The organism is Acinetobacter sp. V110_1, assembly GCF_031798975.1.
Classification (GTDB): domain Bacteria; phylum Pseudomonadota; class Gammaproteobacteria; order Pseudomonadales; family Moraxellaceae; genus Acinetobacter; species Acinetobacter nosocomialis_A.
Genome location: NZ_JAVQNN010000012.1, coordinates 142,326 through 166,691 on the forward strand (window position 1 = coordinate 142,326; position 24,366 = coordinate 166,691).

General features: G+C 36.9%; 20 protein-coding genes and 1 tRNA gene. 6 read left to right on the forward strand and 15 right to left on the reverse strand.

Features of this window, described 5'->3' with window-relative positions; translation table 11 throughout:
* The first annotated feature begins 217 nt into the window (after positions 1-217).
* The gene (locus RMA95_RS01145) at positions 218-1,462 is read left to right on the forward strand and encodes a L,D-transpeptidase (protein WP_263614277.1); all 1,245 of its coding nucleotides are present in this window, start codon (positions 218-220) and stop codon (positions 1,460-1,462) included.
* Positions 1,463-1,648: 186 nt separating this feature from the next.
* Complete coding sequence (locus RMA95_RS01150) at positions 1,649-2,335, forward strand: pirin family protein (RefSeq protein WP_263614278.1); 687 nt, start codon at positions 1,649-1,651, stop codon at positions 2,333-2,335.
* On the opposite strand, the gene RMA95_RS01155 is transcribed toward RMA95_RS01150, so the two are convergent.
* Complete coding sequence (locus tag RMA95_RS01155) at positions 2,332-2,496, reverse strand: hypothetical protein (protein WP_212511073.1); 165 nt, start codon at positions 2,494-2,496, stop codon at positions 2,332-2,334. The genes RMA95_RS01150 and RMA95_RS01155 overlap by 4 nt on opposite strands.
* 320 nt (positions 2,497-2,816) lie before the next feature.
* On the reverse strand, positions 2,817-3,452 hold the full coding sequence (locus RMA95_RS01160) for a transcriptional regulator (RefSeq protein WP_107973347.1): 636 nt from the start codon (positions 3,450-3,452) through the stop codon (positions 2,817-2,819).
* Positions 3,453-3,707: 255 nt separating this feature from the next.
* Between RMA95_RS01160 and RMA95_RS01165 the strand changes: the two genes are divergently transcribed.
* Together RMA95_RS01165 and RMA95_RS01170 are read left to right on the forward strand one after the other, a co-directional pair.
* On the forward strand, positions 3,708-4,676 hold the full coding sequence (locus RMA95_RS01165) for a threo-3-hydroxy-L-aspartate ammonia-lyase (RefSeq protein WP_311069355.1): 969 nt from the start codon (positions 3,708-3,710) through the stop codon (positions 4,674-4,676).
* Positions 4,677-4,788: 112 nt separating this feature from the next.
* Positions 4,789-5,700, forward strand: a complete 912-nt coding sequence (locus tag RMA95_RS01170; RefSeq protein ID WP_311069356.1) for an ornithine cyclodeaminase family protein — start codon at positions 4,789-4,791, stop codon at positions 5,698-5,700.
* 103 nt (positions 5,701-5,803) lie between these two features.
* Here the strand turns inward: RMA95_RS01170 and RMA95_RS01175 are convergent, their stop codons facing one another.
* The 4 genes from RMA95_RS01175 to RMA95_RS01190 all read right to left on the reverse strand — a co-directional run bounded on the left by RMA95_RS01175 (position 5,804) and on the right by RMA95_RS01190 (position 9,381).
* Positions 5,804-6,412 (reverse strand): M17 family peptidase N-terminal domain-containing protein, encoded by a 609-nt coding sequence (locus RMA95_RS01175; RefSeq protein WP_311069357.1) that lies wholly within the window; start codon positions 6,410-6,412, stop codon positions 5,804-5,806.
* Between the two features lie 18 nt (positions 6,413-6,430).
* Positions 6,431-7,891 (reverse strand): alginate export family protein, encoded by a 1,461-nt coding sequence (locus RMA95_RS01180; protein WP_311069358.1) that lies wholly within the window; start codon positions 7,889-7,891, stop codon positions 6,431-6,433.
* Between the two features lie 111 nt (positions 7,892-8,002).
* Positions 8,003-8,917: a glyoxalase gene (locus tag RMA95_RS01185; RefSeq protein WP_151792139.1), complete on the reverse strand. Its 915-nt coding sequence runs from the start codon at positions 8,915-8,917 to the stop codon at positions 8,003-8,005.
* Positions 8,918-8,949: 32 nt separating this feature from the next.
* Entirely contained in the window at positions 8,950-9,381 is a 432-nt protein-coding gene (locus RMA95_RS01190) for a DoxX family protein (protein WP_191110524.1), read from the reverse strand.
* A gap of 319 nt (positions 9,382-9,700) precedes the next feature.
* On the opposite strand from RMA95_RS01190, the gene RMA95_RS01195 reads away from it, so the two are divergent.
* Complete coding sequence (locus RMA95_RS01195) at positions 9,701-10,558, forward strand: LysR family transcriptional regulator (RefSeq protein ID WP_311069359.1); 858 nt, start codon at positions 9,701-9,703, stop codon at positions 10,556-10,558.
* A 133-nt stretch (positions 10,559-10,691) separates the two neighbouring features.
* On the opposite strand, the gene RMA95_RS01200 is transcribed toward RMA95_RS01195, so the two are convergent.
* The 9 genes from RMA95_RS01200 to efp form a co-directional block, all read right to left on the reverse strand.
* Positions 10,692-11,255, reverse strand: coding sequence for a TetR/AcrR family transcriptional regulator (locus RMA95_RS01200; RefSeq protein ID WP_311069360.1), 564 nt, complete (start codon positions 11,253-11,255; stop codon positions 10,692-10,694).
* A gap of 1,119 nt (positions 11,256-12,374) precedes the next feature.
* Positions 12,375-13,658 (reverse strand): McrC family protein, encoded by a 1,284-nt coding sequence (locus tag RMA95_RS01205; RefSeq protein ID WP_311069361.1) that lies wholly within the window; start codon positions 13,656-13,658, stop codon positions 12,375-12,377.
* Between the two features lie 6 nt (positions 13,659-13,664).
* Positions 13,665-16,592, reverse strand: a complete 2,928-nt coding sequence (locus tag RMA95_RS01210) for an AAA family ATPase (RefSeq protein ID WP_311069362.1) — start codon at positions 16,590-16,592, stop codon at positions 13,665-13,667.
* Positions 16,593-16,774: 182 nt separating this feature from the next.
* Complete coding sequence (locus RMA95_RS01215) at positions 16,775-17,128, reverse strand: hypothetical protein (protein WP_311069363.1); 354 nt, start codon at positions 17,126-17,128, stop codon at positions 16,775-16,777.
* A gap of 592 nt (positions 17,129-17,720) precedes the next feature.
* The gene (locus RMA95_RS01220; RefSeq protein WP_311069364.1) at positions 17,721-19,601 is read right to left on the reverse strand and encodes a potassium transporter Kup; all 1,881 of its coding nucleotides are present in this window, start codon (positions 19,599-19,601) and stop codon (positions 17,721-17,723) included.
* 289 nt (positions 19,602-19,890) lie between these two features.
* Positions 19,891-19,967 (reverse strand) — tRNA-Val (locus RMA95_RS01225).
* Between the two features lie 167 nt (positions 19,968-20,134).
* Positions 20,135-20,437, reverse strand: coding sequence for a YbdD/YjiX family protein (locus tag RMA95_RS01230; RefSeq protein ID WP_002052430.1), 303 nt, complete (start codon positions 20,435-20,437; stop codon positions 20,135-20,137).
* A 2-nt stretch (positions 20,438-20,439) separates the two neighbouring features.
* On the reverse strand, positions 20,440-22,536 hold the full coding sequence (locus RMA95_RS01235) for a carbon starvation CstA family protein (RefSeq protein WP_311069365.1): 2,097 nt from the start codon (positions 22,534-22,536) through the stop codon (positions 20,440-20,442).
* A gap of 164 nt (positions 22,537-22,700) precedes the next feature.
* The gene (efp, locus tag RMA95_RS01240) at positions 22,701-23,270 is read right to left on the reverse strand and encodes an elongation factor P (protein ID WP_263614294.1); all 570 of its coding nucleotides are present in this window, start codon (positions 23,268-23,270) and stop codon (positions 22,701-22,703) included.
* Between the two features lie 73 nt (positions 23,271-23,343).
* On the opposite strand from efp, the gene epmB reads away from it, so the two are divergent.
* Positions 23,344-24,360 carry an EF-P beta-lysylation protein EpmB gene (gene epmB, locus RMA95_RS01245; protein WP_309456158.1) on the forward strand — a complete coding sequence of 339 codons (1,017 nt, stop codon included), beginning with the start codon at positions 23,344-23,346 and terminating at the stop codon, positions 24,358-24,360.
* The last annotated feature ends 6 nt before the right edge of the window (positions 24,361-24,366 follow it).

Sequence of the window (24,366 nt, forward strand, 5' to 3'; positions counted from 1 at the left end):
TCTACTAAAAAATGCATATTTACACAAAAGTCTACTGCAAGTAGCTCGGTTTTCTGCAATACTTGCAACATGTTACATCGGGTTTATTGATATTCCTTTAATGCTTAAATTCACCAATACTTAAATACGCACACATTGCGTTTTTGGTGATTTTATAAACATTAGGATCAGTCTTCTTACCCTATTGCTTATATGAAAATTCTTAAGGTTGAATTACATGTTTGTTCGCTCATTACTCGCTATGAGTTTAAGTTGTATTATTGCTAATGTTGCTTTGGCTGCGTCAACAACTGAGCAACCAGTCACTCCTAAAAAAGTATCTGCTCCTGTAGAAGATCCGATTGATCCGCTTGCTGTAGATGCTGCTTCAACTGTTAAAGCTCAAGCCCAGACACAGATTACTGCTCAAGAACAAAATGACTTAAATCGAGCGTCTACAACATTACAAAATTTGCAAAAAGCTGAAGACCCAAATGCTGACTCAGGCATTGCTGCTTCAGAACCAACAGCACCAGCTAAAACAACAACAGCATCTAAGTCTACTACTTCTGCTCCAGCTGTTTCATGGACATTAGATGGCTTAAATAATGCTGAGTGGTATGAAAATATTGGTAAAGGTCAATTACCAGTTTATGCACGTGCCCACGTCATGCTCAATAACGCGCATGCTTCACCGGGTGCGATTGATGGCATGAGCGGTAAAAACACCCTAAAAGCAATTGCATCTTTCCAGCAAATGAATGGTTTATCTCCTACTGGCGAGTTAACTAAAGAAACTTGGGATGCGCTTGTTGCAAAACAAACAAAACCAGCATTTATTGAATACACGATTACTGATGCAGACCTAAAAGGTCCATATGCCGAGTCAATTCCTTCTGACTACGCATTACAAGCCAAAATGAAAGGTTTGTACTACACGCGTGTGACTGAAATGTTGGGCGAAAAGTTCCATATTGATGAAGGTTTCTTAAAGAAATTAAACCCGAAAGCAACCTTCAAAAAAGTTGGTGAGAAAGTTATCGTTCCAAACGTACGCAATGACTTACCAGAAGACATTCATTTAATTATTGCGCATAAAGGTGCTAAACAGTTGTATCTGTTTAATAGCCGCAATCAAATGATTGCCTCATTTCCTGCAACAATTGGCAGTACTGATACGCCATCTCCGACCGGTACTTATAAGGTAGTTGGTGTTGCGCGTAACCCTTGGTATAGCTACTCACCTTCGAACTTCGTACAAGGTAAAAACTTAAAACCACTTTCTTTACCACCAGGTCCTAACGCTCCTGTAGGTAATATCTGGATTGGTTTAAGTAAAAAATCATTCGGTATTCACGGTACGCCAAACCCGTCTTTAATTTCTAAAACTGCATCACACGGTTGTATCCGTTTAACCAACTGGGATGCTAACGATTTAGGTAATAAAGTACGTTCTGGTGTTACTGTTAAATTCTTAGAATAATCTTTAAAAAAAGAAAGCCTGCTTTATGCAGGCTTTTTTTATACTTAAAATTTAAAACGAATATTTATTGATATATCGATCATATTAAAAACGCAACAATATGTTGCATCTACTCTATTTTTAGCTTCATTCTACAGGTTTAACATAGTCCTCAAGAGATCAATAATAATTTGAGGAGATCGAGTCATGAATGCTTTTTTGCATCGTAGTGAAGATCGTGGTCATGTTAAAGCGGGTTGGTTAGAGTCTTATCATAGCTTTTCATTTGGTAACTGGTATAACCCGAAATATATGGGTGTAAGTGCATTACGCGTGATTAATGACGACAGAATTGATGCCCATAATGGTTTCGGCACACACTCTCATGACAACATGGAAATTTTAACCTGTGTGCTTGATGGTGCAATTTCACACCGTGATACGATGGGAAATGAAGGCCAAATTAAGGCTGGTGAATGGCAACTCATGAGTGCTGGTACAGGCGTGGCGCACAGTGAAATCAATAACACTGATACACCTGTCCATCTATTACAAATCTGGATTATTCCAGACGTAAAAGAAGCTGAGCCAAACTACCAACAAATTAATTTGGACCCACGTAAAGATCCAAATAAATGGCATTTAATTGCAGGCCCAGAAGCAAATGCACCTATGCACATTCGCCAAAACGCAGAAGTAAAATCTGCAGTATTGGAAAAAGGAAATGAACTTCCTGTTGAAACATCAAAACGGGTAAATTACGTTCATGTGATTTCAGGTGTAATTCGTATTGGTGATCAAGAAGTTAAAGCTGGTGATGCTTTAGTGTTTGAAGATAACGCCGTGATTCATGCACTTGAAGACAGTCAATTTATTTGGTTTGATTTACCTTAAATAGCTAAAAGCCCTTTTATATAAAAGGGCTTTTTAGTCACTACTACCGCCACTATCGCAGCTGCCTGAGTCCGAAGATGACGAACAATCATTTGAATAGCTTGAGCTATGATGATGGCTATTGTCATGAACATGATGGTTTGCTGACGATGAATAATCATGCTCACCCGATGATGAATAATTCTTTCGATAGCGAAGAGCTGCAATTAACAGAAACAGTCCGATGCTGGAAAAAATAGTAATAAATACAATAAAAAACACCTTCAAATAACAACCTCCTAAATAAATCTATGTAGATGATTACTGTATCACCTACTTCTTTATTTAAATGAGGTATGTTGATTAAACAAGTTATTTTTTGATAAATACCACAAAACTTTCAATGTAAAAACTGGATGAGTAACCTTTCAAAATAACTCAAAAGTTACACACTACCACTCTCAACATAGCTTAAATAAAACCACCCTCATTTTATAAATGATTAAAAATCGTTTTGAGTTTCCTTCACATATAAATAGGCACTTGCTCTAGATATACCTAAATGCTGAGCAACCGTTTCCACGGCCTTTTTAATGTCTAATAAGCCATTACTCTTGAGTTCATGTATTAACTGTTTTCGCTCATTGAGTTTTAACATACGCGGTGTCGTAGCATGTTTTGAGGCAAATTGATCGATATATCTTCGAATTGCTTCTGTACCATTCGGCTCAAGATTTTCAATAATGTTGTCAGTTTCAATTTTAGTGAACTGATCTAGAGCACTTTGCATTCCCCTAAATAGGGTTAAATCTATATTCATACATAAAGCGGCCACATATTGCCCTTCTTCATCTTTAATTCCAATAGATGTACTTTTGGCGGGCCGACCATCTGCAAATTGGTTTGCGTAGTTTGAAATGAGGTTTGGAAACTCTGGAGACATGATTCTAGCCAGCCCTAACTCGGTTGCTGGATCTCCAATTTTTCGACCAGATAAATTGTTATGTATAGAGAGTATGGCATGCTCAGGATTTGTTAAGTCATGGACAACAACTTCGCAAAAAGGAAATAGCGTTTCACTTAGCCCCTTCGCGATAGTATCTAGTTGAGTGAGTAAATGTTTATCACGATTGCCCAATGTATTTCCTCCTAATGACTTAGTTACTATTTCAAACCCTAACGTAAAGCATGCAATAGTAATTTAGACTTTTTATCTAATTTTAAACTTAATGTAAATCAAAATCTTATATCTCATTGTTATCACATTAGAAAATAAAATTAGACATTTTATCTAAATATATATATTTTATCTAAACAAGGTCAGTATATTGTGCGTTGCTTGAGCAATAGTAAATCTTGCATCCGAAAACATTGAATAGCATTAGGTTTAATTATGAAAAATTTAACCCTTCCCACTTATGAAGATGTCGCAGCCGCTGCTGAACGTATAAAAGGTTTTGCAAATAAAACTCCTGTTTTAACTTCACGTACTGTGAACAATAAATTTGAAGCAGAAGTATTTTTTAAATGTGAGAATTTTCAGCGTGTTGGCGCTTTCAAATTTCGTGGTGCAATGAATGCGCTTTTGCAATTCAATGATGCTCAAAAAAAAGCGGGCGTGGTTGCTTTCTCTTCGGGAAACCATGCACAAGCGATTGCACTGTCAGCAAAAACTCTTGGTATTCCAGCCATAATCGTTATGCCGCAAGATGCACCTGCCGCAAAAATGGCAGCAACGCGAGAATACGGCGCCGATATTGTTGAATTTGATCGCTATACAGAAGATCGGGAAAAAATTGGAAAAGAAATAGCTGAAAAAAATGGCCTGACACTCATTCCATCTTATGACCATCCTCATGTAATTGCTGGACAAGGAACGGCTGCAAAAGAGTTATTTGAAGAAGTGGGTGACTTAGATTATCTGTTTGTATGTTTAGGTGGTGGTGGTTTATTGGCAGGTTCTGCCCTGTCTGCTCGCCAGCTCTCGCCTAACTGTAAAATATATGGTGTTGAACCTGCTCTAGGAAATGATGGACAAATGTCTTTTAGAAAAGGAGAAATTGTTCATATTGATACGCCGCAAACCATTGCCGATGGTGCTCAAACTCAATATCTAGGCAAACTAACATTCCCTATTATTCAAAAGAATGTAGATGACATTTTGACAGTAGAAGATGAAGACCTCATTAGCTGTATGAAGTTCTTTGCTGAAAGAATGAAAATGGTCGTTGAACCGACAGGCTGTCTCGGATTTGCTGCTGCGCGTAATTTAAAGCATGAGTTAAAAGGCAAACGTATAGGCATCATTATTAGTGGCGGGAATGTCGATATTTCTAAATATGTAGATTTTTTATCCGCTTAATAAAAGCCAATGTCTATCTAGGATGTCAGTTAATGCGTCATAGATAGGCATTACATGCTACTCGTCTCTCGGCTTGCTCATGTCTTAATTTAAATAAACTTTTGGAGATATGATGAGATTTATTTCTGAGTCTGAATCTGCTGCTCTCATCAATCATGAACTGGCTTATGACGCCATTTACCAAGCTTTAATTGCTGCAATTCAACCTGACACTAAAAGTTTTGCTGTGGTTCACGGTCAAGGTTCCGATAGTAAAAATACATTTAGTATTAAGTCATCGGCGACCCAGCACTTGGCTGGCCTTAAAGTTGGTTCTTTTTGGGAAGATAACCCTAAACATGGTTTACCTCGCCATAACGCACTCATTTTATTATTTAATCAATCCAATGGAAAAATGGCAGCTGCCATCGAAGCAGGCAAAGTCAATGCGTTTCGGACAGCAGCGTCTAATGCTGTTGCGACCCACGTACTTGCAAGAAAAGATTCAAAAGTATTAGCTATATTTGGTACAGGAAATCAGGCCAAATATGAGTGTGAGGCTTTAGCGAGAATTAGAAATTTTGAACAGATTTTGATAGTTGGACGCGACTCAAGTAAAGCTGAAAAAATGGCAGATGCCCTCAAACACTTAGGCGTTAAGCTTCAAATTACGAGTGCAAAAGAAGCCTGTGAACAGGCTGATGTTATTGTGACTGCAACCTCTTCGCACACTCCTCTTTTTAAAGCTGAATGGGTTAAAGCTGGTACTCATATTTCATCGATGGGTTCTGATAAACATGGCAAACAAGAGCTTCCACCAGAGCTATTTTCACATAGTGGTTTATTTTGCGACCTTAATGTCCAGTCTAAACTCATTGGTGAATTTCAACACACGCCTGAGTCTGCAACCTTAATCAATATAGGTGATGTGCTTTTAGCAAATGCCCAAGGCAGAAAGTCTCAGGAACAAATCACAATTTATGACAGTTCAGGTTTATCGATCCAAGACTTATATATCGCTCAGAAAATTTTAGAAATTTCTTAATCTTTACATTTAACTGCATCGCTCAGGCTGATGCAGTTAAATTAAAATCATGTTCCTTTTCATAATGCTTTACTGAATTTTGTTTTTAAAATCAGAATGAATCTTAAATAAAAACTTTGGCAAAAGACGCGATATATTGCTCAGCCTTCGTCTCATAATTTTGAAAACCGGCATCAAATACCCATTTTTCAATTTCAGATTTTTTGACTAATTTTTGCAGATAAAGCTCATGATGGCGGTCTAATTCTTCTTTTAAACTTCTTAGCATAAGTTCATTTAAACCTGCGGGAGGATTCAGACCTGTATCTAAAAGACTCGGCGCAAATGCCACACTTTTGAGTTCCAGTTGATGTGCTGTCTTTACAACAGTTTTTATCGCTGTCTCGATTCGCTCTATCGTGAAATCTTCTGGTGCCCCCATGCCTATAAGCAAAACTTTAGGTGCCTGTATGGTTGAAGGCGTTTGATTTATTAAAAGAACATCATTCAGTTTTGCACTAAACCAGTTATTTTTCCGTATTTCATATAGTCTGCCGTTTAGAGCTTCATCTAAATGCGCCAAACCACCAGAAAAAGAACGGTTATCCATTTCATGTTCAAAAATACAAGCACAGGAAAGCTCAACCTCGGCCGTGGTACAGTCCCAAGTCACGAGTTCAATATTTAAATTTTGGTAACACCCAATTTTAGTTTGCTTTAATTCTGTGCTCATATTTTTACTCTTCTCGTTTTACCAACCATATTTAAGCTCAAGACCTAAATAGTTTGCGTCTTTACCACCCGCTTTCTTAATGGTATCACCAACCTCAAAGTGAACGCCTTCGGCAGCCACAGACAGATTGGAATTAATTTTTCGATCTGCTCTGAGTTGAATATATGCCCCAGTCCAGCTCGAACCTTGTCCCGCGGTATTTGCCATGCTGTTATTGCCTTGGAAATAAATCGCATCTTTGGTGGTTTCACGCCACTGAAAACCTAAGGCACTTAACAGAGTAAGTTTTTCGGAAGGCTTGAGCGTCAGAGACGGTTTTAGGTGAATAATATTGCTATAACCACTATAACCCGCCAAAGTAAAATATGAGCCATTTGCAAAAAGCTGGTTAAAGGTATTAAGTTGATTATCGTTGGTACTTTTGTCGCCTGTGGCAATATCAAACTGAAGCCCTAAACGCGGTGACCACGCTTGGTCAGCAAAAGTGTATCCCGTAATACTACTCAGCGCCCAAGCTTGAATTGTTTGCCCACCGATTTTTCCATGCTGAAGCATGCCTTCAACATCCCAATCGACATTATTCTTTTTACCCATATGACGAAGATCATATAAATCTCGAACCTCATTGCCCTTAATACTTGGAAAGGCTGCATTATCTCGTTCATAACGCGAGTAATAGCCCGACAACTCGCCATCCCATACCTTTTGTTTATCTAGGCGAAAGCCGCTAAAACTTAAATTGCTTTTTGAGTGGTCATTAAAGGTGGAATCTTTTTCTATCTGAACAGGTCTGGTGAGATAACCTAAAATTCTCCAGTCACCATATTCATAACCTGACCATACGCCATCAAAGGCTTGCCGAACGTTTGGGCCTTCTCTATTTGAAATAAAGCGCTGTAAGTCAAAAGCCATTTCTTGACGGCCGACTCTAAATTTAAAAGTTCCATTATTTAAAGGACTCACCCACGCAATAAAGGCTTGTTCTATATCGAGTCTATTTTGATCGGTACTGGTAATATTCTTTTTATCAAACGCACGGGCATCACTTAGCTGGGTAAATAATTGTAAATGATCACCTATTCTTACATCTGCATGCGCTTGTAATCTTTGAATTAAATAACTATCAGCCTGATTATTTCCAGTACCAAACTTGGCATTATTATTGACTTCAAAACGTTCACGAATATTTGCCCCGAGTGATAAATAATTATGATCACCAAAAGGTATATATTTGAAGTCGTCTCCTATTTTCTTTGGCACACACGGATTTTTTAAAACATCCCAATTTTCTTGCCAACGATTCGTTGAGATTTTTGGACGAGTTGGACATGCATTTGTGTTTGAAACTTCATTTTCTGCATAAGCAGATTCGTAGAAAAATAAACTGCTGGTTAATAACAGACTCATTTTTATTATTTTAAGGTAAGTCTCTGAGTGCTTAGTTCGATATGTTCTATCTTTAAAAACATGCGAGGCCATCAAGTGTTATCCATAGTAATAAATAGGTCGTTGCAGAGACTTGGTGTTTTGCACTCATACTGCTCTTAGGCAACATGAGTGCAAATTTCAATCGATCATTTAGGCTATAAATTATTTGATAGACGCATGAATTTCAGCGATATAACCGCCCGGGAACTGCACCATTGCTGACTCACGACCATCCGACTTATAAGCATTAACCAAAACAGATGCACCTGCTTTTGTGGCTTTATCTAAAGTTTCAGATAAGTTTTTAACTTCATAACCCGTCATATCACGCCCATACGGATAAGGAAGATGACCATTGGTCACGAACACTGTCATTTTGCCAAAGTCAGACTCAACGCGAATACGTCTATACGTTTCATTTGGGCGACCAATTTCTATACCTGCAGCTTTAGAATTATCGGAAACGACTTTACCGTGCGAGAAACTCACGAACTTCTTAACAAACGAGTCGGCACTTTGTTTTGAAACATAAATACGATTTTCTGGAACAGTCTCTAACTGGTTATAGTTAGGCTTAGTCGTGTGCCAATAGAGCTGCATATTTACGCCACCCGGCCATTGGACAATCGCATCACGCCCAATTGGGTCTGGGAAAGCGTCTACAATGACATCTGCCCCATTTGCCTTGGCAGCCTGTACTGCCGCATCCATATCTTTGACTAAATAGCCTGTTCTTTCCAAACCAAACGGATATGGAATTGGGGTTTTAAAACCAAATACAGACAATGTACCTACTGGGGTCAATACAAGCTGAGACATCGTCTGGCTCGGTGTTGGTGTGACTTGGAAAACACCTTGTTTCGACTTGGTGCCACCGAATGTTGCGACCAAACTATCGGTAAATTTGTCAAAGTCTTCAGGGTTTACATAAACATGCGTTGTATCGTATTGGGGGGCTACACCGGGCGCCTCACTTTTTATACTTGTTGTTGTTTTGGCAAAAACTTGAGGAACTAGGGCAACATTTGTGCCCACTAGCATGGTGCTTAAAAGCAATGCTGATAATGATTTACGCATAAAATGCTCCTGTTTAAATGAGATGCTTAAACTTATTGTGATTTTGGAGATTGATTAGAAAGAATGGTGACCATCACCAACGCAGCGATGAGCCCAAGATGTTCGAAGAAACTATTAAACGTACTAAAAAATGCTGAGCCTGTATGATTCCAAAAGTCGTTTGCAACGAGCATTGCTATGGCAGTTAGACAGCCTAAAGCCCCTGCTCCTAACCAGACAAAACGATTAAAAATAACTAAGAGCGAACCAACAATTTCAATAAAAATAGCGGTAGCTGCCCAAAGCCAAGCAGGCTGTAAACCAAAACTCGCCTGCTCTTCAATAGCCGCATGAAATCCGATGAATTTATTAATTCCCCCCACTAAATACGCTGAAACGAGTGCAAGTCGAAGTAGCGGAAGCAATCCATGAATTGATAAGATCTTTTTTACCCATACTGGGTTATTATTAATCAAGTCACTCATCTATTTACCTTTTTGAAATCTCATAGTTTTAATATTTAAAAAATATAAGTTTCATGCATTAATAAAAGTTCATAAAATATGCAATATTCATGATCTAATTTATAAAATTATCTTTATAAAAATAAGATAATTTAAATAGTTTTAAATATTTTATTAACCTTTAAAAAACCAAATAACTCACGGTATATAAAATCAAAAATCCGTGTAAACTACTAGATATTTATTTAAATACAAACTGTATTCTAAAAAGATACAATGATTGATATACAGATATTCCTCATATAATTTAGCGGCAAGATCATTTAGCCTTTAAAATTTGATGGATAAAATAGACTGTATTAATACTTTTATAAGTGTGGTAGAGAATGGAAATTTTAGTCATGCTTCTAGAAATTTAGGCATTACGAGAGATCAAGTTTCAAAAAGAATTTTTTATTTAGAAAGTCTATTTAATACATCATTATTTATACGCAACACCCGAAAGGTGGACCTGACTCGCTCTGGAGAAAAGTTCTATAAGCGATGCAAAGTGATTGTGAAAGAGTTAGATTTAGCAGCCCATGACTTTGTATACGACCAGAAGTACCCAGAAGGCTTACTCAAAATTAGTGCTCCACATGCCTTTATCCAAACGCGCTTTTCAGATGTCATTTCTAATTTTCTAATCAAATATCCCCATATTGAAATTGATCTTATGTTTTCAGACCACTCCACTCATATCAATCCTCATAAATTTGATGTGATTTTAAAAGTTGAAGAAAATATTGAAGAGCAAAATACTTTTATTTTAAACACGTATAAAAGAAGCTTTTATGCAACAGACGCATATTTAAATAAATATGGAAAACCGAAAAATATAGAAGAGCTTAGAGAGCATAGCATTTTACTATATTCTAAAGATGATTTAAAAAATAATATTATTAACTCAATACCCAAATTGACATGTAATAATATAGAAATTCTTCTAGAACTTTGTAAGAGAAATCAGGGTATTTTATTTGCACCTGACTTTCTAGCAAAAAAATATGAAGATGAGGGAATTATTATTAATTATTCAAAAACCCTTTTAAACTCTGATCTTTATTTTTATGCAACCACACCTTATGGATCGAGAGTTCCAAAGAAGGTTGAACTTTTTTTAAATTCTTTAAAGCAGCATTTTTCAAATTATCATTAAGTTAATAAAACTTTAGCCGCTAAATTACTCTTTTTCTTTATCTACATTTACCAAGTACTCTATTTATCGCTGCACTAAAAAGCCTTAAATTACTTTAATTTAGGGCTTTTTCAGTCATACAAAGCTATCAAGTTTATTTGTTATAAGTTAGAGCCCGCAGAAAATATTCAAGCATCTGCTCTTTGTCGTCTGCTCCATCCGAACCTAAAAGTTGAATAATTCCGCCTTCAATCATATATAAAAAGAGTTTGGCATCGGTAAATGAAACATCAGTTTTAACTAATCTAAGCTGGCTATAAATTTCATTGGTGAGCCATGTTCTGTACCTCACGGCGGTTGTGTACGCGTTTGGGTAGCTATTTTTAGTTTCAAAAATGGCTTTAAATAATAGGTAATATGGCCCGTCTATATCACTATGTAGATAATATAGTTTCTTAAGTTTATCTAACGCACTTGTGGAATGGTCATATTCGACCATTTCAATGACTTGGTCTTGGAGACGTTCTTTTTGTACAACTAAACAAATGTCAATAAACCGCTCTTTAGAGTGAAAGTAGTTATAAAACGTCATTCTCGTTATTTCAGTTTCTCTCACGATTTTGTCGACACCGACTGTGTGAAACCCACCGTGATGAAATACCTGAATCCCGTTATTTACAACTTTTACAGCACGTGCTGGGAGAGTTAAATTTGGCATAGTTTTACCGTTATAAATTAAATTTTTGTTGTATATAAATGAGATATAAAAGCCTTTCACTTTTTTAAAGCTGAAAAAAAGGCATAGCAAAGCCATAAAGACTGTGCTTGACACATCTCAAGTTTTATTGTTGATGCAAGTTTTTTGAGCCGTAATGACTGAAAGCCTGAAAACCCTAAAGGTGATCAAGCTGCTTTAAATTTTTAAGTGGTGTCGTTATAGCTTTTGGCAAAGGTTGCCAAGAAATAATGGATGTGCAAAGCCAACTCCTTTTTATTGGGAGTTCTGCCAGACATTTATAGAATTATGGTGGCAGAACGGAAGAAGGTTGACAGACTAGTATTATCTCAAACTAGCACACCCGAAGGTGTCCCTCTCCCGTCCTACCGCTACGGGAAAGAGACGAGTGGCACACCACACACAAAACTATTCCTCAGAAGGAAAAGCTCTGATGCGGGAGATAATATTCAGCCTGTCAAAGCCGGCTGGCAATGTGGCCAGCAGGCAAAGAATAGTGCCCAACCCTGTTGCAGTCAAGCACACAAAATGACATTTGTTTTAAATTAGATCATTAAAAAGTAAGAATAAATAATGAATAAGTGATTGTTTAAGTGGGGTTTATAAAAATTAAAGAATCTAAAATTCAAAATTGATGTTTTAAACTGAAAAATCAGTCGAATATTTTAATAAAATACTATAAAAATATGAAATAAGGTATTTATTATCTCCTTTAACTTAATTTTATTTTTTGCCCATATAAAATGTTTTTTGAATACAATTTAAGATATTTTGAAAAATCCATTTTAATATTTTCGAGTTTTAAAGCTAATACAGAATACACCTTTCTTAATTTTTAGAAATTGATCAACTACAATTTTTCTTTAGTACATACAACTTTATTCATTTAAATAAAAGTTATTAAATTTAATGCACTTATGTAATTTTCTTATAAAACTAAAATATCATCGATTGCATTCATATTATTGTTACCCAAATATGCGTCGTTGTTTTATTAATACAAATTCCGTATGATGTATGATTAAGCACATAAATTCGCACCTAATCATTAAACACCTGATTTTAAATACAAAATATTGTAGTAAACACACAACCTTCACCTTAAATAATTTTGAAATTTTGTGGTTCATCTAAGTTAAATGGTACCACTCGAAGTTTTGCACCTTCTGTATGCCTAAAGTCAAAATCATCCAAAGGTCGTGTGAACTTTTCTGCTCGGTATGGATAAACCAATATCACTTCACTTTCATGTTTCAAATAATAGTGGCTATACGCAAACATCTGTTGAATATCGCTATCTTTTAAACCATACCGTCCACTACGATCATTTTGATCTATCAGCTTCCACTTGGTATCCATAACAATGCTTTTCGCATTGGCTTGAGAGCGATCAATAAAAATATCAGGCTTTAACTTAAATATCTTACTGGTTTCATGCTCACAAATATGTTCCGTCGCATGCTGTGTTTTGATCTGATATTCAGGCAATCCGAGGCGCAAATGATAAGCCACAAAATGCTCAAACAGCTTTTCCATAGGAAATAACAAACTCATACCCCGCCATTCACCTTGTGTAGATACAGGCATGTATTCACCTAAAATCAGCTCCGTCCAAGGTTTGATCTCAGCGTATAGTGCTAGCAACCGCCCGGTTTGCCATTGTCTCAAATCCTGCTGAATCTTTTGGCTTCGTGGTATTTCACTCGTCATCAAGCGCAATTCTTGAGCTAATTTCCAGTTACTTGCATCTTTAGTCTTTTTACAGATGATCTCCAAGGCTGTACGAATCAACCTATTCTCAGGTCGATTGACTTCATATACATCATGTTCAATTGGGAAGATATGCTTCTTTGCAGGCGACTGACGCATGTATTTCATATACTGCAATTGCCCACGTAAAAACTTTTGTTCCTCTTGGACACGGTTATAGTCAAAACGTAGACCACGTTGAACCAAACGCTCGAATGCAGCGAGGAACTGGGTAATAATCCATTCATGTAAAGGCTGTTTAAAACGATTTAAATTAGCACTCCCTGCTTCTCTATAAGGTAAATGCAAAGATACACTCAGCATTTTTTGCAAGAGTTTGCGTTCTTCTAAAATAATCTCTTGATCACTTGTCCCATTGAGCTCTACATGCTTCGGTAATATTTCTATACGTGTACCACACGGCGTTTCAATCACACCGACATATTGATCTAGCTTCAGCTTTCTTCGCCCTGCAAGTTCAAATACTTTCGCGCCGTGCTTAGAAAAGGATGACGAAAGCTCGCATAGATGCTCAAACACTTTTTCAGGAATATAAGCATGTGCCAAGCTAGACTTTGGACAACCTTCGTAAGCAACGCTTAGGAAGGCATATTCTCGGACAGTAAAATCAGGCATAAGGATTTATACCTTTGAACCGAGTATAGAAATAAATGCATCTATAGATTTAAATGCTTCATCATTGATTTTCCAAATTTTCTTTTGTTCAGAATAATGCATATCCTGTTCTGTATTCGGTGGAAATAATCCTGCCGTATTGATGTTTTTATCCTCAACAACCATACCATTATTGAAGAATACTAAATTAATCTTTGCCCAGTCATCGAAGAAGTATTCTTGTAATTGAGGAATAATTTTCTGTTTAAATATCGCGACTAAATGCTCTCGAGTTTGTTGTTTCTTCAAACTCATAAAGTTGGCATGACCAATACAATGATCTCGGTCTAATAACACTTCTATACGTTGGTTTATTACCTTTAATAGTTCACCAATGTTTAGACCCTCTACTTCTAAATCATTTAATAGCTCTGGCTTCGGTGGCATTTCAATGAAGGTAAAACGGCGGCGTAAAGCAATATCTAAACCTGTTAAAGATCTATCTGATGAGTTCATTGTGCCGATGATGTAGACATTACTTGGTACAGAAAACTCTTCTTTTGAGTATGGCAATGTTACTGATAATTCTTCCTCAGCACCTTGACGTTTAGAGTCTTCAATTAAAGTAATGAGCTCACCAAAGATACGTGAAATATTGCCTCGGTTGATTTCATCGATGATGAGAACATAAGGTTTTACTTTTTCATTAGTATCTGAATATTGAACTTCTGAACGTAGAGACTTTGCAATTGCCCATTCATAGCTCTTTTGATCCACAATCATTTCATTTTGTGTTTTCAAGTAATTACGAATATGCCTAAAAGATAATGGAATATTACTACCCGAAGATGTAAGAGCAAATAACGTCCCTGCTGAATTACTTGATACTTTAATTTCTGCACCACGTTTAGTATAAAACTTCTTTTCCTCAGTTTTAGCCTGAGTAATGAGCTTATCAATCGTACTATTTATACTCGCCTCAATCGGTACTAGTGCATTGTTTTGCTTTGCGTCTATTTCTATTTTAGCATCTTCACAAATTTCCTTAAACACACCTGATTTAACATCATAGCTTAACTGTCCAATGTCATTAGTTTCTGCCCGTATCCCCTCAACAAAGTCTTCATAACTAAAGCTTTGGTGGAAGGTGACAAATTTAATGCGCCCTTCATTTTTATATTTATCAAACAAGTCTTTTAGGCTTGTTCTACCACCTAGTTGCTTTTCTAGTTTTTCAATTTCTGTTAAATCTTTGTCTTCTAAAATTGCTAAAGCATGGTTAATAGTATTGTATGTTTTACCCGTACCTGCAGCACCAAATAAAATACGGTTTAAAGGTTGTTGAGCCATGACTTCTTCCATTAATTCTTCAATTTGCTGTTTATTTTGTTTGTTATCCAAATAGGCTTTTCTGACCATCGCAAAAAGTTTTTCCACATATGGGAAAAATGCTTTTTCGCCCCGATCTTCCAATAAAATTGGTAAAAACTCTGGTAGTGGTAATTTTGGATATAAGTGGTCATAACCAATACGTTTAGAATTGACCTTACTTACAATCGGGATAATGCAAGGATCATTAAAATCTTGATATAAGAATGCAATCATCCATTTGAGACCTTTAGGAAACTGAATTTGATCAATTGCGTTTAAGTCACGGCGCTGAACAGCATCTACAATATCAAGTATTTCCTGTTTGAGGGTTTCAAATGCTAACCCTGCATCATTCCCTAGTCGTTTATGCCATGAATACGGCTTCTCATTATGATATTTATCATCCTTTCCTAAGCTGATTGGCTCCCAGATATCAAAATAGTTGGCAAAGGTAGGATTACCTTGTGTTGGATCAAAACTGTCAATCTGAGCAATGAAACAGTCTTTATTTTGGGCTTGATGATAATCTTGTATAGATAAACTCTTTAAACCTTCAATTGGCCAAAGCGTTAAAAATTGCTGTACCTTTTTCTCAAGCGCTGTGGTCTGATCATCACTTTGTTCATACCAATCACAAAGCTTTTCTAAATCATCAAGTGTACCCACAATAATAGAATACGTTTTATTACCCAGCATCAATGATTTGGCATGTGTGGACAAATGATGATTTCGAGTATCGGCTTCTAAATAGGCTTTTTTAATTGGTAATTTAAGTTCTATCGGTGGTTCTGCATCACAGAAAATTACAGGCGTTTTTGCTTTAGGATCTAATGCTAACTCTCGGCCTTGAGATGTTTTAAACGATGCTATATGTTTCGTGCTTGTATATGTATTTGGATATCTCTCATTCAGATAATCGACTGCATTTTTTGAATTAAAATTTGTCGCCACTTTCTCAGCATACATTTCCCACAAGAACATATTTAACCAAAATATATCTGTTTGACCTGATTCAAGTTCTACCTTTAATATCTCTCTAATTTTCTGAACTAAATATACATTCTTTACATACCAATTTTTCTCTCTGATTTCTTGAGGAAAATCTATGATTTGTTGAGTTGTTACATACTCAACGAATTGATGAAATTTATTCCGATCAACAATTGTTGAAACATCTAAAGTACATGAAGCACATGCTCGATTGAACAATAAAGGTCGCTGAGTACTACCCAACTGAGTGAGTAATTGACCACCATAACTATTCAACGCTTTATATGTCTCTTCGTTAGGTTGTTGAATAAGTTTTTCTACAACATTAAGAAATTCCACATCCTGAATGATCTTATCAAATACTTCGTTTGCGAGATTTGATTGTCCTTTAGATGCAACCCCATTTGCATCATTTTTCAAAAGTTCACTTAAAAAATCAAAATCATTTTGGGCACTTAACTTATAACCATTATTCAGCTTTTGTTTTATTTCCTGTACCTTATTGAAGGTATTTTCATAATCTTTACGCCACCCCTTTCCATCACCAAATTCAATATAGTCATTAAACCATTGTTTAATTATTGCTGTGTTCACTTAAGCCTCTATATGTATTTCTATTTCGTATGTATGACAAAAATGGGAAGCTGAGTATCGGCTTGCCAATCTGCGTGTACCAGTTGTAAATCAATTAATTCACGTGTTTCAGCTTCGGATAATTCAAATGAAGTATTGGCAATACTTAATTGCTCATCCTCAATAGGTGTCGCTAAAGTTAATTACGGTGCTTGCTGTTCTAGCTCTCTCACTTTTGCGTCATAGGTAGTGAGTTGAGCCTGCAGTGTTTTTACTTCTACTTGCTGCTGCTTCAATTGTAAGTTTTCAGCTCCAAGTACTGCTAACATTTGTTGAATCTCTATATTAATCGCTTTCTTATCTTTTGCTATACGTAATTGCTGGTGTAATTCCATCAACTCAAAGCGCATGTGCCTTGCTTCAAGTGTAAGATCGACAGGTGCTTGAAACTCAGGGAACAATTTGGTTTTCTGGATAGTCAGGATATCACCATTACCCATTTCTATATGATAGCCTGAATAATGCCAAAGCATCACTATGATATGTTTCAGCAACATGTGCACTCTTGTGTTCATTGATGCGTAAAGTATGTAACACAGAAATAAAATCACTTTTGAGCTGAAGTTTGTTTTCTATTAGATGTATATTTGAGAGAAAATTGACTTGTTCAGGTATTTTAACTTTATTGGCTTTTAGAACTTTATTCACTAATGCCTTAGCAAATTTCTTTAATTGAAGACATGTTATCAAAGAATAATTATGTTTTCTTAATTATATCAAAAAATTATATTTACTGATAAAAAATCTTACTTTAGATTTTAATTTTTCTTATTCTAGCTGTCCCTCCCCCCTTGAGCGGGTTTATTTTTAGGCCACCTGATTATTTGTTAATTAATTTTAATCTCTCCCTGCGCAAAGACAATATATTATAGAAACCGAAATTAAACTATAAAACCAACCTAATTCATTATAATTTATGAATTTTTAAGTCATATAAAACTATTCGTGTTTTCATAAAAATAGATAGATCTGTATATTTTTATTAGTTATCATTCGCCCAATTCATAAAAATAAAAGGCTTAAATCTTCTAAATTTAAGCCTTTAAAAAAGTCTTTTATTTTCGGATATATACAATCAATCAAGGTACCCTAAATCTCTACTTGGCTTCCCATTTCCACCACTCGGTTAGCTGGTATCTGGAAGAAATCACTAGCAGGACTCGTATTAAGTTGCATAGAAATGAACAGTTTTTCACGCCATGAAACAATACCATCACCTACGTTATGAATTACACGTTCACGTGATACAAAAAAGCTTGTGTCCATAATGTTATATGGTTGATTTAACTTAGTTAAAGCTTGTTCTAATGCTTGAGGTACATTTGGCTGCTGTTTAAATCCATAATAAGCAGTGACACGTAAAAAATGCTTATCTAATACTTCGACATCAATGCGTTCTGATTCATCTACATAAGGAATGTCACGAGTATTTATAGTGATCAAAATATTACGTTCATGAAGTATTTTGTTATGTTTTAAATTATGTAATAAAGCATGAGGAACAACTTTTGGACTACTTGTCATAAATACAGCCGTTCCACTCACCATATAAGCACTAGACTCTAAGCTCTTAATAAATAAATCTAATGGCATAGTGTCATTTTGCAACTTGTTCAGTAGTAATTCACGTCCACGGCGCCATGTTGTCATAATTATAAAAGTGATTGCCCCCATCATTAATGGGAACCAGCCACCATCTACAATTTTTAGTGAAGTTGAAGCAATAAAGAGGAGATCTGGAATTAGCAAAGGTATCGCAATTAACAACATAACCCACGAAGGCCATTTCCATAAGTGATACATGATGAAAGCAACTAGAATAGTGTCACAGAACATAGTCAAAGTTACTGCAATACCATAAGCCGAGCCTAGACTAGCGCTAGATTGAAACATAAGTACTAAACTAATAATCATACCAAGCAACATCCAGTTCAATGCTGGTATATAAATCTGACCAATTTCAGATTCAGAGGTATGGTCAATCGCAAAACGTGGTAAATAACCTAATTGGATAGCTTGACGTGCCATAGAAAACACACCTGAAATAACTGCCTGAGAGGCAATTACTGTCGCAGCAGTTGCTAAAGCAATCATAGGATATAAGGCTATTTTGGGTACCATCATGAAAAAAGTATTCTCAATGGCCTGTGGGTTTTGCAGAATCAATGCACCTTGTCCTGCATAGTTTAATACCAAGCATGGTAGCGCAACCAAAAACCAAGCCAATTGAATTGGCTTACGACCAAAATGGCCCATATCCGCATATAGCGCCTCTCCACCTGTAATCGTCAATACAACTGCTCCCATAACTACAAATGCAGTCACGGGGTTGTTTTCAATGAAAGGAAGAGCCCAATACGGATTAAGCATATTCAAGATATAAGGGTTCTTGATAATGTGAGATAGGCCAATAAAACCTATTGAGAAAAACCAGAGTAGCATGATAGGTCCAAAAAAACGGCCTACGGATCCAGTTCCCTTTTTCTGGATCATAAATAATCCAATTAGAATCACAATCGTAATTGGTATCACATACGGTGTAAAAATAGGGGTTGCTACCGACAATCCCTCTACTGCTGACAATACTGAAATAGCGGGGGTAATAATGCCATCACCAAAAAATAATGAAGCACCAAATAAACCAATTGTAATTAACCCAAAGCGCACTTTAGGCCCAATTTGCTTATTGTGCATGTTAAGAGCTAATAAAGCTAAAATACCGCCCTCACCATGATTGTCAGCACGCATAATTAACATACTAAATTTCAAAGACACCACGATCATCAGTGCCCAAAAAATCAATGATAAAATGCCTAGAACATTTGCTTCATTTATAGGAACATTATGTGATGTATGAAAACATTGGGTAAAAGCGTAAAGTGGGCTAGTACCGATATCACCAAAAACTACCCCTAAAGCACCCAATGTCATTGCTGACATTTTTTGACGTCCAATCTCATGTGAACTCATCCATATCTCCTTGATATGAAATTATTATTCTTATTTAAAAAGCACTAACACCTATAGCCCACTATCATTGATCAAAATATAAAAATCAAGAGCATTAATAATCAATAAGATATTACTTCCTATAATAAGGAGGACTATAAACACAAAAATTAGTCTACTCTCATAGTATTTGAATTCTGAACTTGACTAATTTTCGTACTTATTCACATTAAGGCGTGAATTAATACTCCGAAAAGAAAAAACCGCCATTTAAGGCGGTTTTTTAAATTGCTGATTTAACAGCGAATCTTGGTAGGTATATCCAGACTCGAACTGGAGACCTCTACGATGTCAACGTAGCGCTCTAACCAACTGAGCTATACACCTAGAATGGAAAGCATAATATTCATTTTTCAAAAGCAAAACAAGAGATTTGCCATTGAAAAAAATACAAATGAGCAGACTTTAAGCAAACTTTTTTCATTTTCCAAAAAAGTAAAACGGCACATGGTTCAACCACATACCGTTTTGTTTAGCTGAATTTAACTCTCAATTTAACAAGGACATTTCTTTAAAGTACCACCTGCCGATGGATAACGCACATCAACACAATGACGGTAGAAAGTCTTCGCATCCATAGGTGTTAAATCAGGATGATGAGCTTTCATGTGCTCCAAATACGTTTGATAATCCGGCACGCCTACCATAAGTCGGAAGCTTTGCTGCAAACGCTGCCACAAGGTTGCTATACGCGACCAGTTCTTTGGAGAAAGTAATAGCTCTTTTTGCGAAAGCACTGTCATTTTGATGATTTTCGCAATAATGACAGTTCCATTTTTTGCAAATTTAAAATTCATCTTTATTCTCCTCGAGTGGTAACCACTTCAGGATCGGCATATACCGCAGGTGCTTCATTTACAGTCGGAGTACGACTCGCTAAAGCACGGCGAACAATACCAATTGAGGCAATAATCATGACAATCGAAACAATCATAAAGAAGCCACAAAGCGCAGCATTAATCTGATTCGACATCACAATGTTTTGCATCTCAGCAATAGTTTTGGCTGGTTTAATAATTTCACCGCGAGCAATCGCATCAGAGAACTTATGCGCTTGCGCCAAGAAACCAATTTTTGGGTTTTCGTGGAAAATCTTTTGCCAACCAGCAGTCATACAGGTCACGAACAAGAAAATAGTTGGGATAATCGTTACCCATACATATTTTTCTTTTTTCATTTTAAACAGAATGACTGTACCTAAAATGAGTGCCATAGAAGCCAGCATTTGGTTACCAACACCAAATAAAGGCCATAATGAGTTAACGCCACCTAATGGGTCAATCACACCTTGATAGACGAAGAAGCCCCATCCACCAACTGCAACGGCTGTACCAACCAAATTACCAAAGAAAGAACCTGATGCTTTAACCGCAGGAATGACAATACCTACCGTGTCTTGCACCATAAAACGACAAGCACGAGTACCCGCATCTACAGCAGTTAAAATGAATAACGCTTCAAATAAAATCGCAAAGTGATACCAGAACGCCATCATTGAACGGCTATTGAAAATTTCAGAAATGATATGAGCCATACCAATAGCAAAGGTAGGTGCACCACCCGTACGTGAAAGAATCGAGCTTTCACCTACTTCTTGAGCCAACACAGTCAACATTTCTGGAGTAACCACGAAACCTAAGTTGCGTACAGCTTCTGCCGCAGACTCTACAGTTGTGCCAAGTACTGCCGCTGGCGCATTAATCGCAAAATACACCCCTGGGTCTAAAACAGTCGCACAGATCATTGCCATGATCCCGACAAAAGACTCCATAAGCATACCGCCGTAGCCAATCACACGAATATCTGCTTCGTTATCAATGAGTTTTGGCGTAGTACCACTTGATACAAGCGCATGGAAACCAGAAATGGCACCACAAGCAATAGTAATAAATAGGAATGGGAATAAACTACCTGAGAAAACTGGACCTGTACCATCAATAAAATGGGTTACAGCAGGCATTTTCAATTCAGGTAATGCAATGATAATACCCACCGCCAAACCAAGAATCACCCCGATTTTAAGGAAAGTAGATAAATAATCACGTGGTGCTAATAGCAGCCACACTGGCAATACCGATGCGATAAAACCATAAATGATGAGACACCATGTGAGTTGTGTACCAGTTAAAGTGAAAAACTCACCCCAGTACGGGTCTGCTGCAACATGTCCACCATAGACAATTGCCAGCATCATTAAAACAAAACCAATAATCGAAACTTCTGCAATACGTCCTGGGCGAATAAATCGCATGTAAACGCCCATGAACAATGCAATTGGAATAGTTGCTGCAATCGTAAAAACACCCCATGGACTATGGGCAAGTGCTTTAACCACAACCAAAGCTAATACCGCAAGGATAATAATCATTACTCCAAGCGCACCAAGCATTACAACGATACCAGCAAAAGAGCCAAGCTCCTGCTTTGCCATTTCACCAAGTGAACGACCATCACGGCGTGTCGAGATAAATAAAACTAAAAAGTCTTGTACCGCACCTGCCAGAACCACACCAACCAGTAGCCAAATGGTTCCCGGTAAAAAGCCCATTTGTGCTGCCAAAATTGGTCCGACTAGCGGCCCTGCTCCAGCAATTGCAGCAAAGTGGTGACCAAAAAGCACATATTTATTGGTAGGAACATAATCCAGACCATCAGCTAAACGATGTGCTGGGGTTAAACGTCTTGGGTTTAATTCAAATACTTTAGTTGCAATAAATAGACTATAAAATCGGTATGCGATGCTATATACACATGCTGCAGCTAGTACAAGCCAAACCGCGTTAACATGTTCACCACGACTGAGTGCCAGCATCCCAAAAGAAATTGCACCTATAATTGCCACTAGGCTCCAGACCAGCTTGGAGGGAAGCGTAGATTTCGCTTGCATTGTGTCCATTCTTAACCTCTCAATAAATAACTACAGCATTTTTATATTGTTATGTACTGTTTCTCTTAATCCCTGTGACTCTACTCCTCCTTTTTCTTTTTTCCTCTTATACTTTCGCATAAAAAAAGGGATGATTTACATCATCCCTTCGATAATAGTGTATTTTTTAACTATTATGCACGCTCTAAATAATCGCCAGTACGAGTATCTACACGAACGCTTTCTTCTTGCTGAACAAATAACGGAACACGAACAACCGCACCTGTTTCAAGCTTAGCTGGTTTACCGCCACCGCCAGATGTATCACCACGTACGCCCGGATCAGTTTCAACAATTTTTAATACAACGAAGTTCGGTGGGCTTACTGTTAAAGGTACGCCGTTGAACAACATAATTGTACATTTTTCATTTGAATCGTCTTTTAACCATTTAGCAGCATCGCCCATTGCAATTTTGTCTGCAGCGATTTGCTCAAAAGTTACAGGATCCATGAAGTTCCACATTTCACCGTCGTTGTATAGGTATTCCATTTCAACTTCAACGATGTCAGCCGCTTCTAAAGAGTCACCTGATTTGAAAGTTTTTTCTAATACTTTGCCAGTTTTAAGGTTACGTAATTTTACACGGTTGAACGCTTGACCTTTACCTGGTTTTACATATTCGTTTTCCATGATAGAACATGGGTTACCATCAAGCATAACCTTAAGGCCAGCTTTGAAATCATTTGTAGAATAATAGGCCATGAAAGGCACACTCCAAACTTAACAAGTCAACTATGCGATATAATGCGTTGTTGCATTATCTTAATCGTGTCAAATGATAAACTATTTATACCAAGAGCAAAACTGGCAATCACAACTCAGTGACCTTATTACTGATCCTTCTGAATTGCTAAGCCTACTCGAGTTATCCTCAGATCAGCTATTATCAGGTGCGATTCTGGCTTCTGAAAAGTTTAAATTGCGTGTTCCTCGTGCGTTCGTCGGAAAAATGAACGCTAAAAACCCGCTTGACCCGCTTTTACTACAAGTATTACCTCATCATTTAGAACTTGAAGAACATCCTGAGTTTGTTACAGACCCTTTAGGTGAAGAAGCAGCCAACCAGTTACCGGGTGTTTTACATAAATATAAATCGCGCTTTTTGCTGACTTTGACGGGTGCATGTGCTGTGCATTGTCGCTATTGTTTCCGCCGTCACTTCCCTTATCAGGAAAATCTGCCAAAAAATGATGATTGGCTCAATATTAAAAATTATATCGAAGCTAATCCCGATATTAATGAAGTGATTTTAAGTGGAGGTGACCCACTTACACTTTCTAACCGTAAGCTTGCACTTTGGCTAGAACGTTTATCATCTCTCAAACAAGTTAAGATTTTGCGAATTCATTCACGAGTTCCAATTGTCATTCCAAATCGAATCGACGAAGAGCTTATTTCTTTATTAAAAAACAGTAGGCTGCGTATTATTCTGGTGGTACACTCGAACCATGCTTCTGAGCTCGATGACTTTACTTGTTCAAAGTTGATGGAGTTATCTTCACACCACATTACTGTACTAAATCAGGCGGTATTGCTAAAAGGTGTCAATGATTCTGCTCAAACTTTAACTGACTTAAGTTATCGTCTATTTGAAGCTCGCGTTATGCCATATTACTTACACGTATTAGATAAAGTAAAAGGTGCACAACATTTTGATTTAATACCATCTGAAATAGATGCGATATATCAAGACGTGTTAGCGAGCCTACCTGGATATCTGGTTCCTAAACTCGTCAGGGAAATTGCGGGCGAAAAGAATAAAACACCGCTTTTTGGGGCTACAACTTTTTGAGTTATA

Bases quoted from the DNA above. Each gene is read 5' to 3' on its own strand.
- RMA95_RS01150 (WP_263614278.1), top strand. From the start codon at position 1,649: ATGAATGCTTTTTTGCATCGTAGTGAAGATCGTGGTCATGTTAAAGCG.
- RMA95_RS01170 (WP_311069356.1), top strand. From the start codon at position 4,789: ATGAGATTTATTTCTGAGTCTGAATCTGCTGCTCTCATCAATCATGAA.
- RMA95_RS01235 (WP_311069365.1), bottom strand. From the start codon at position 22,536: ATGGACACAATGCAAGCGAAATCTACGCTTCCCTCCAAGCTGGTCTGG.
- RMA95_RS01215 (WP_311069363.1), bottom strand. From the start codon at position 17,128: ATGTTGCTGAAACATATCATAGTGATGCTTTGGCATTATTCAGGCTAT.
- RMA95_RS01220 (WP_311069364.1), bottom strand. From the start codon at position 19,601: ATGAGTTCACATGAGATTGGACGTCAAAAAATGTCAGCAATGACATTG.
- RMA95_RS01145 (WP_263614277.1), top strand. From the start codon at position 218: ATGTTTGTTCGCTCATTACTCGCTATGAGTTTAAGTTGTATTATTGCT.
- RMA95_RS01175 (WP_311069357.1), bottom strand. From the start codon at position 6,412: ATGAGCACAGAATTAAAGCAAACTAAAATTGGGTGTTACCAAAATTTA.
- RMA95_RS01190 (WP_191110524.1), bottom strand. From the start codon at position 9,381: ATGAGTGACTTGATTAATAATAACCCAGTATGGGTAAAAAAGATCTTA.
- RMA95_RS01200 (WP_311069360.1), bottom strand. From the start codon at position 11,255: ATGCCAAATTTAACTCTCCCAGCACGTGCTGTAAAAGTTGTAAATAAC.
- RMA95_RS01205 (WP_311069361.1), bottom strand. From the start codon at position 13,658: ATGCCTGATTTTACTGTCCGAGAATATGCCTTCCTAAGCGTTGCTTAC.
- epmB (WP_309456158.1), top strand. From the start codon at position 23,344: ATGATAAACTATTTATACCAAGAGCAAAACTGGCAATCACAACTCAGT.
- RMA95_RS01185 (WP_151792139.1), bottom strand. From the start codon at position 8,917: ATGCGTAAATCATTATCAGCATTGCTTTTAAGCACCATGCTAGTGGGC.
- RMA95_RS01155 (WP_212511073.1), bottom strand. From the start codon at position 2,496: ATGATTATTCATCGTCAGCAAACCATCATGTTCATGACAATAGCCATC.
- efp (WP_263614294.1), bottom strand. From the start codon at position 23,270: ATGGCCTATTATTCTACAAATGATTTCAAAGCTGGCCTTAAGGTTATG.
- RMA95_RS01195 (WP_311069359.1), top strand. From the start codon at position 9,701: ATGGATAAAATAGACTGTATTAATACTTTTATAAGTGTGGTAGAGAAT.
- RMA95_RS01230 (WP_002052430.1), bottom strand. From the start codon at position 20,437: ATGAATTTTAAATTTGCAAAAAATGGAACTGTCATTATTGCGAAAATC.
- RMA95_RS01165 (WP_311069355.1), top strand. From the start codon at position 3,708: ATGAAAAATTTAACCCTTCCCACTTATGAAGATGTCGCAGCCGCTGCT.
- RMA95_RS01180 (WP_311069358.1), bottom strand. From the start codon at position 7,891: ATGGCCTCGCATGTTTTTAAAGATAGAACATATCGAACTAAGCACTCA.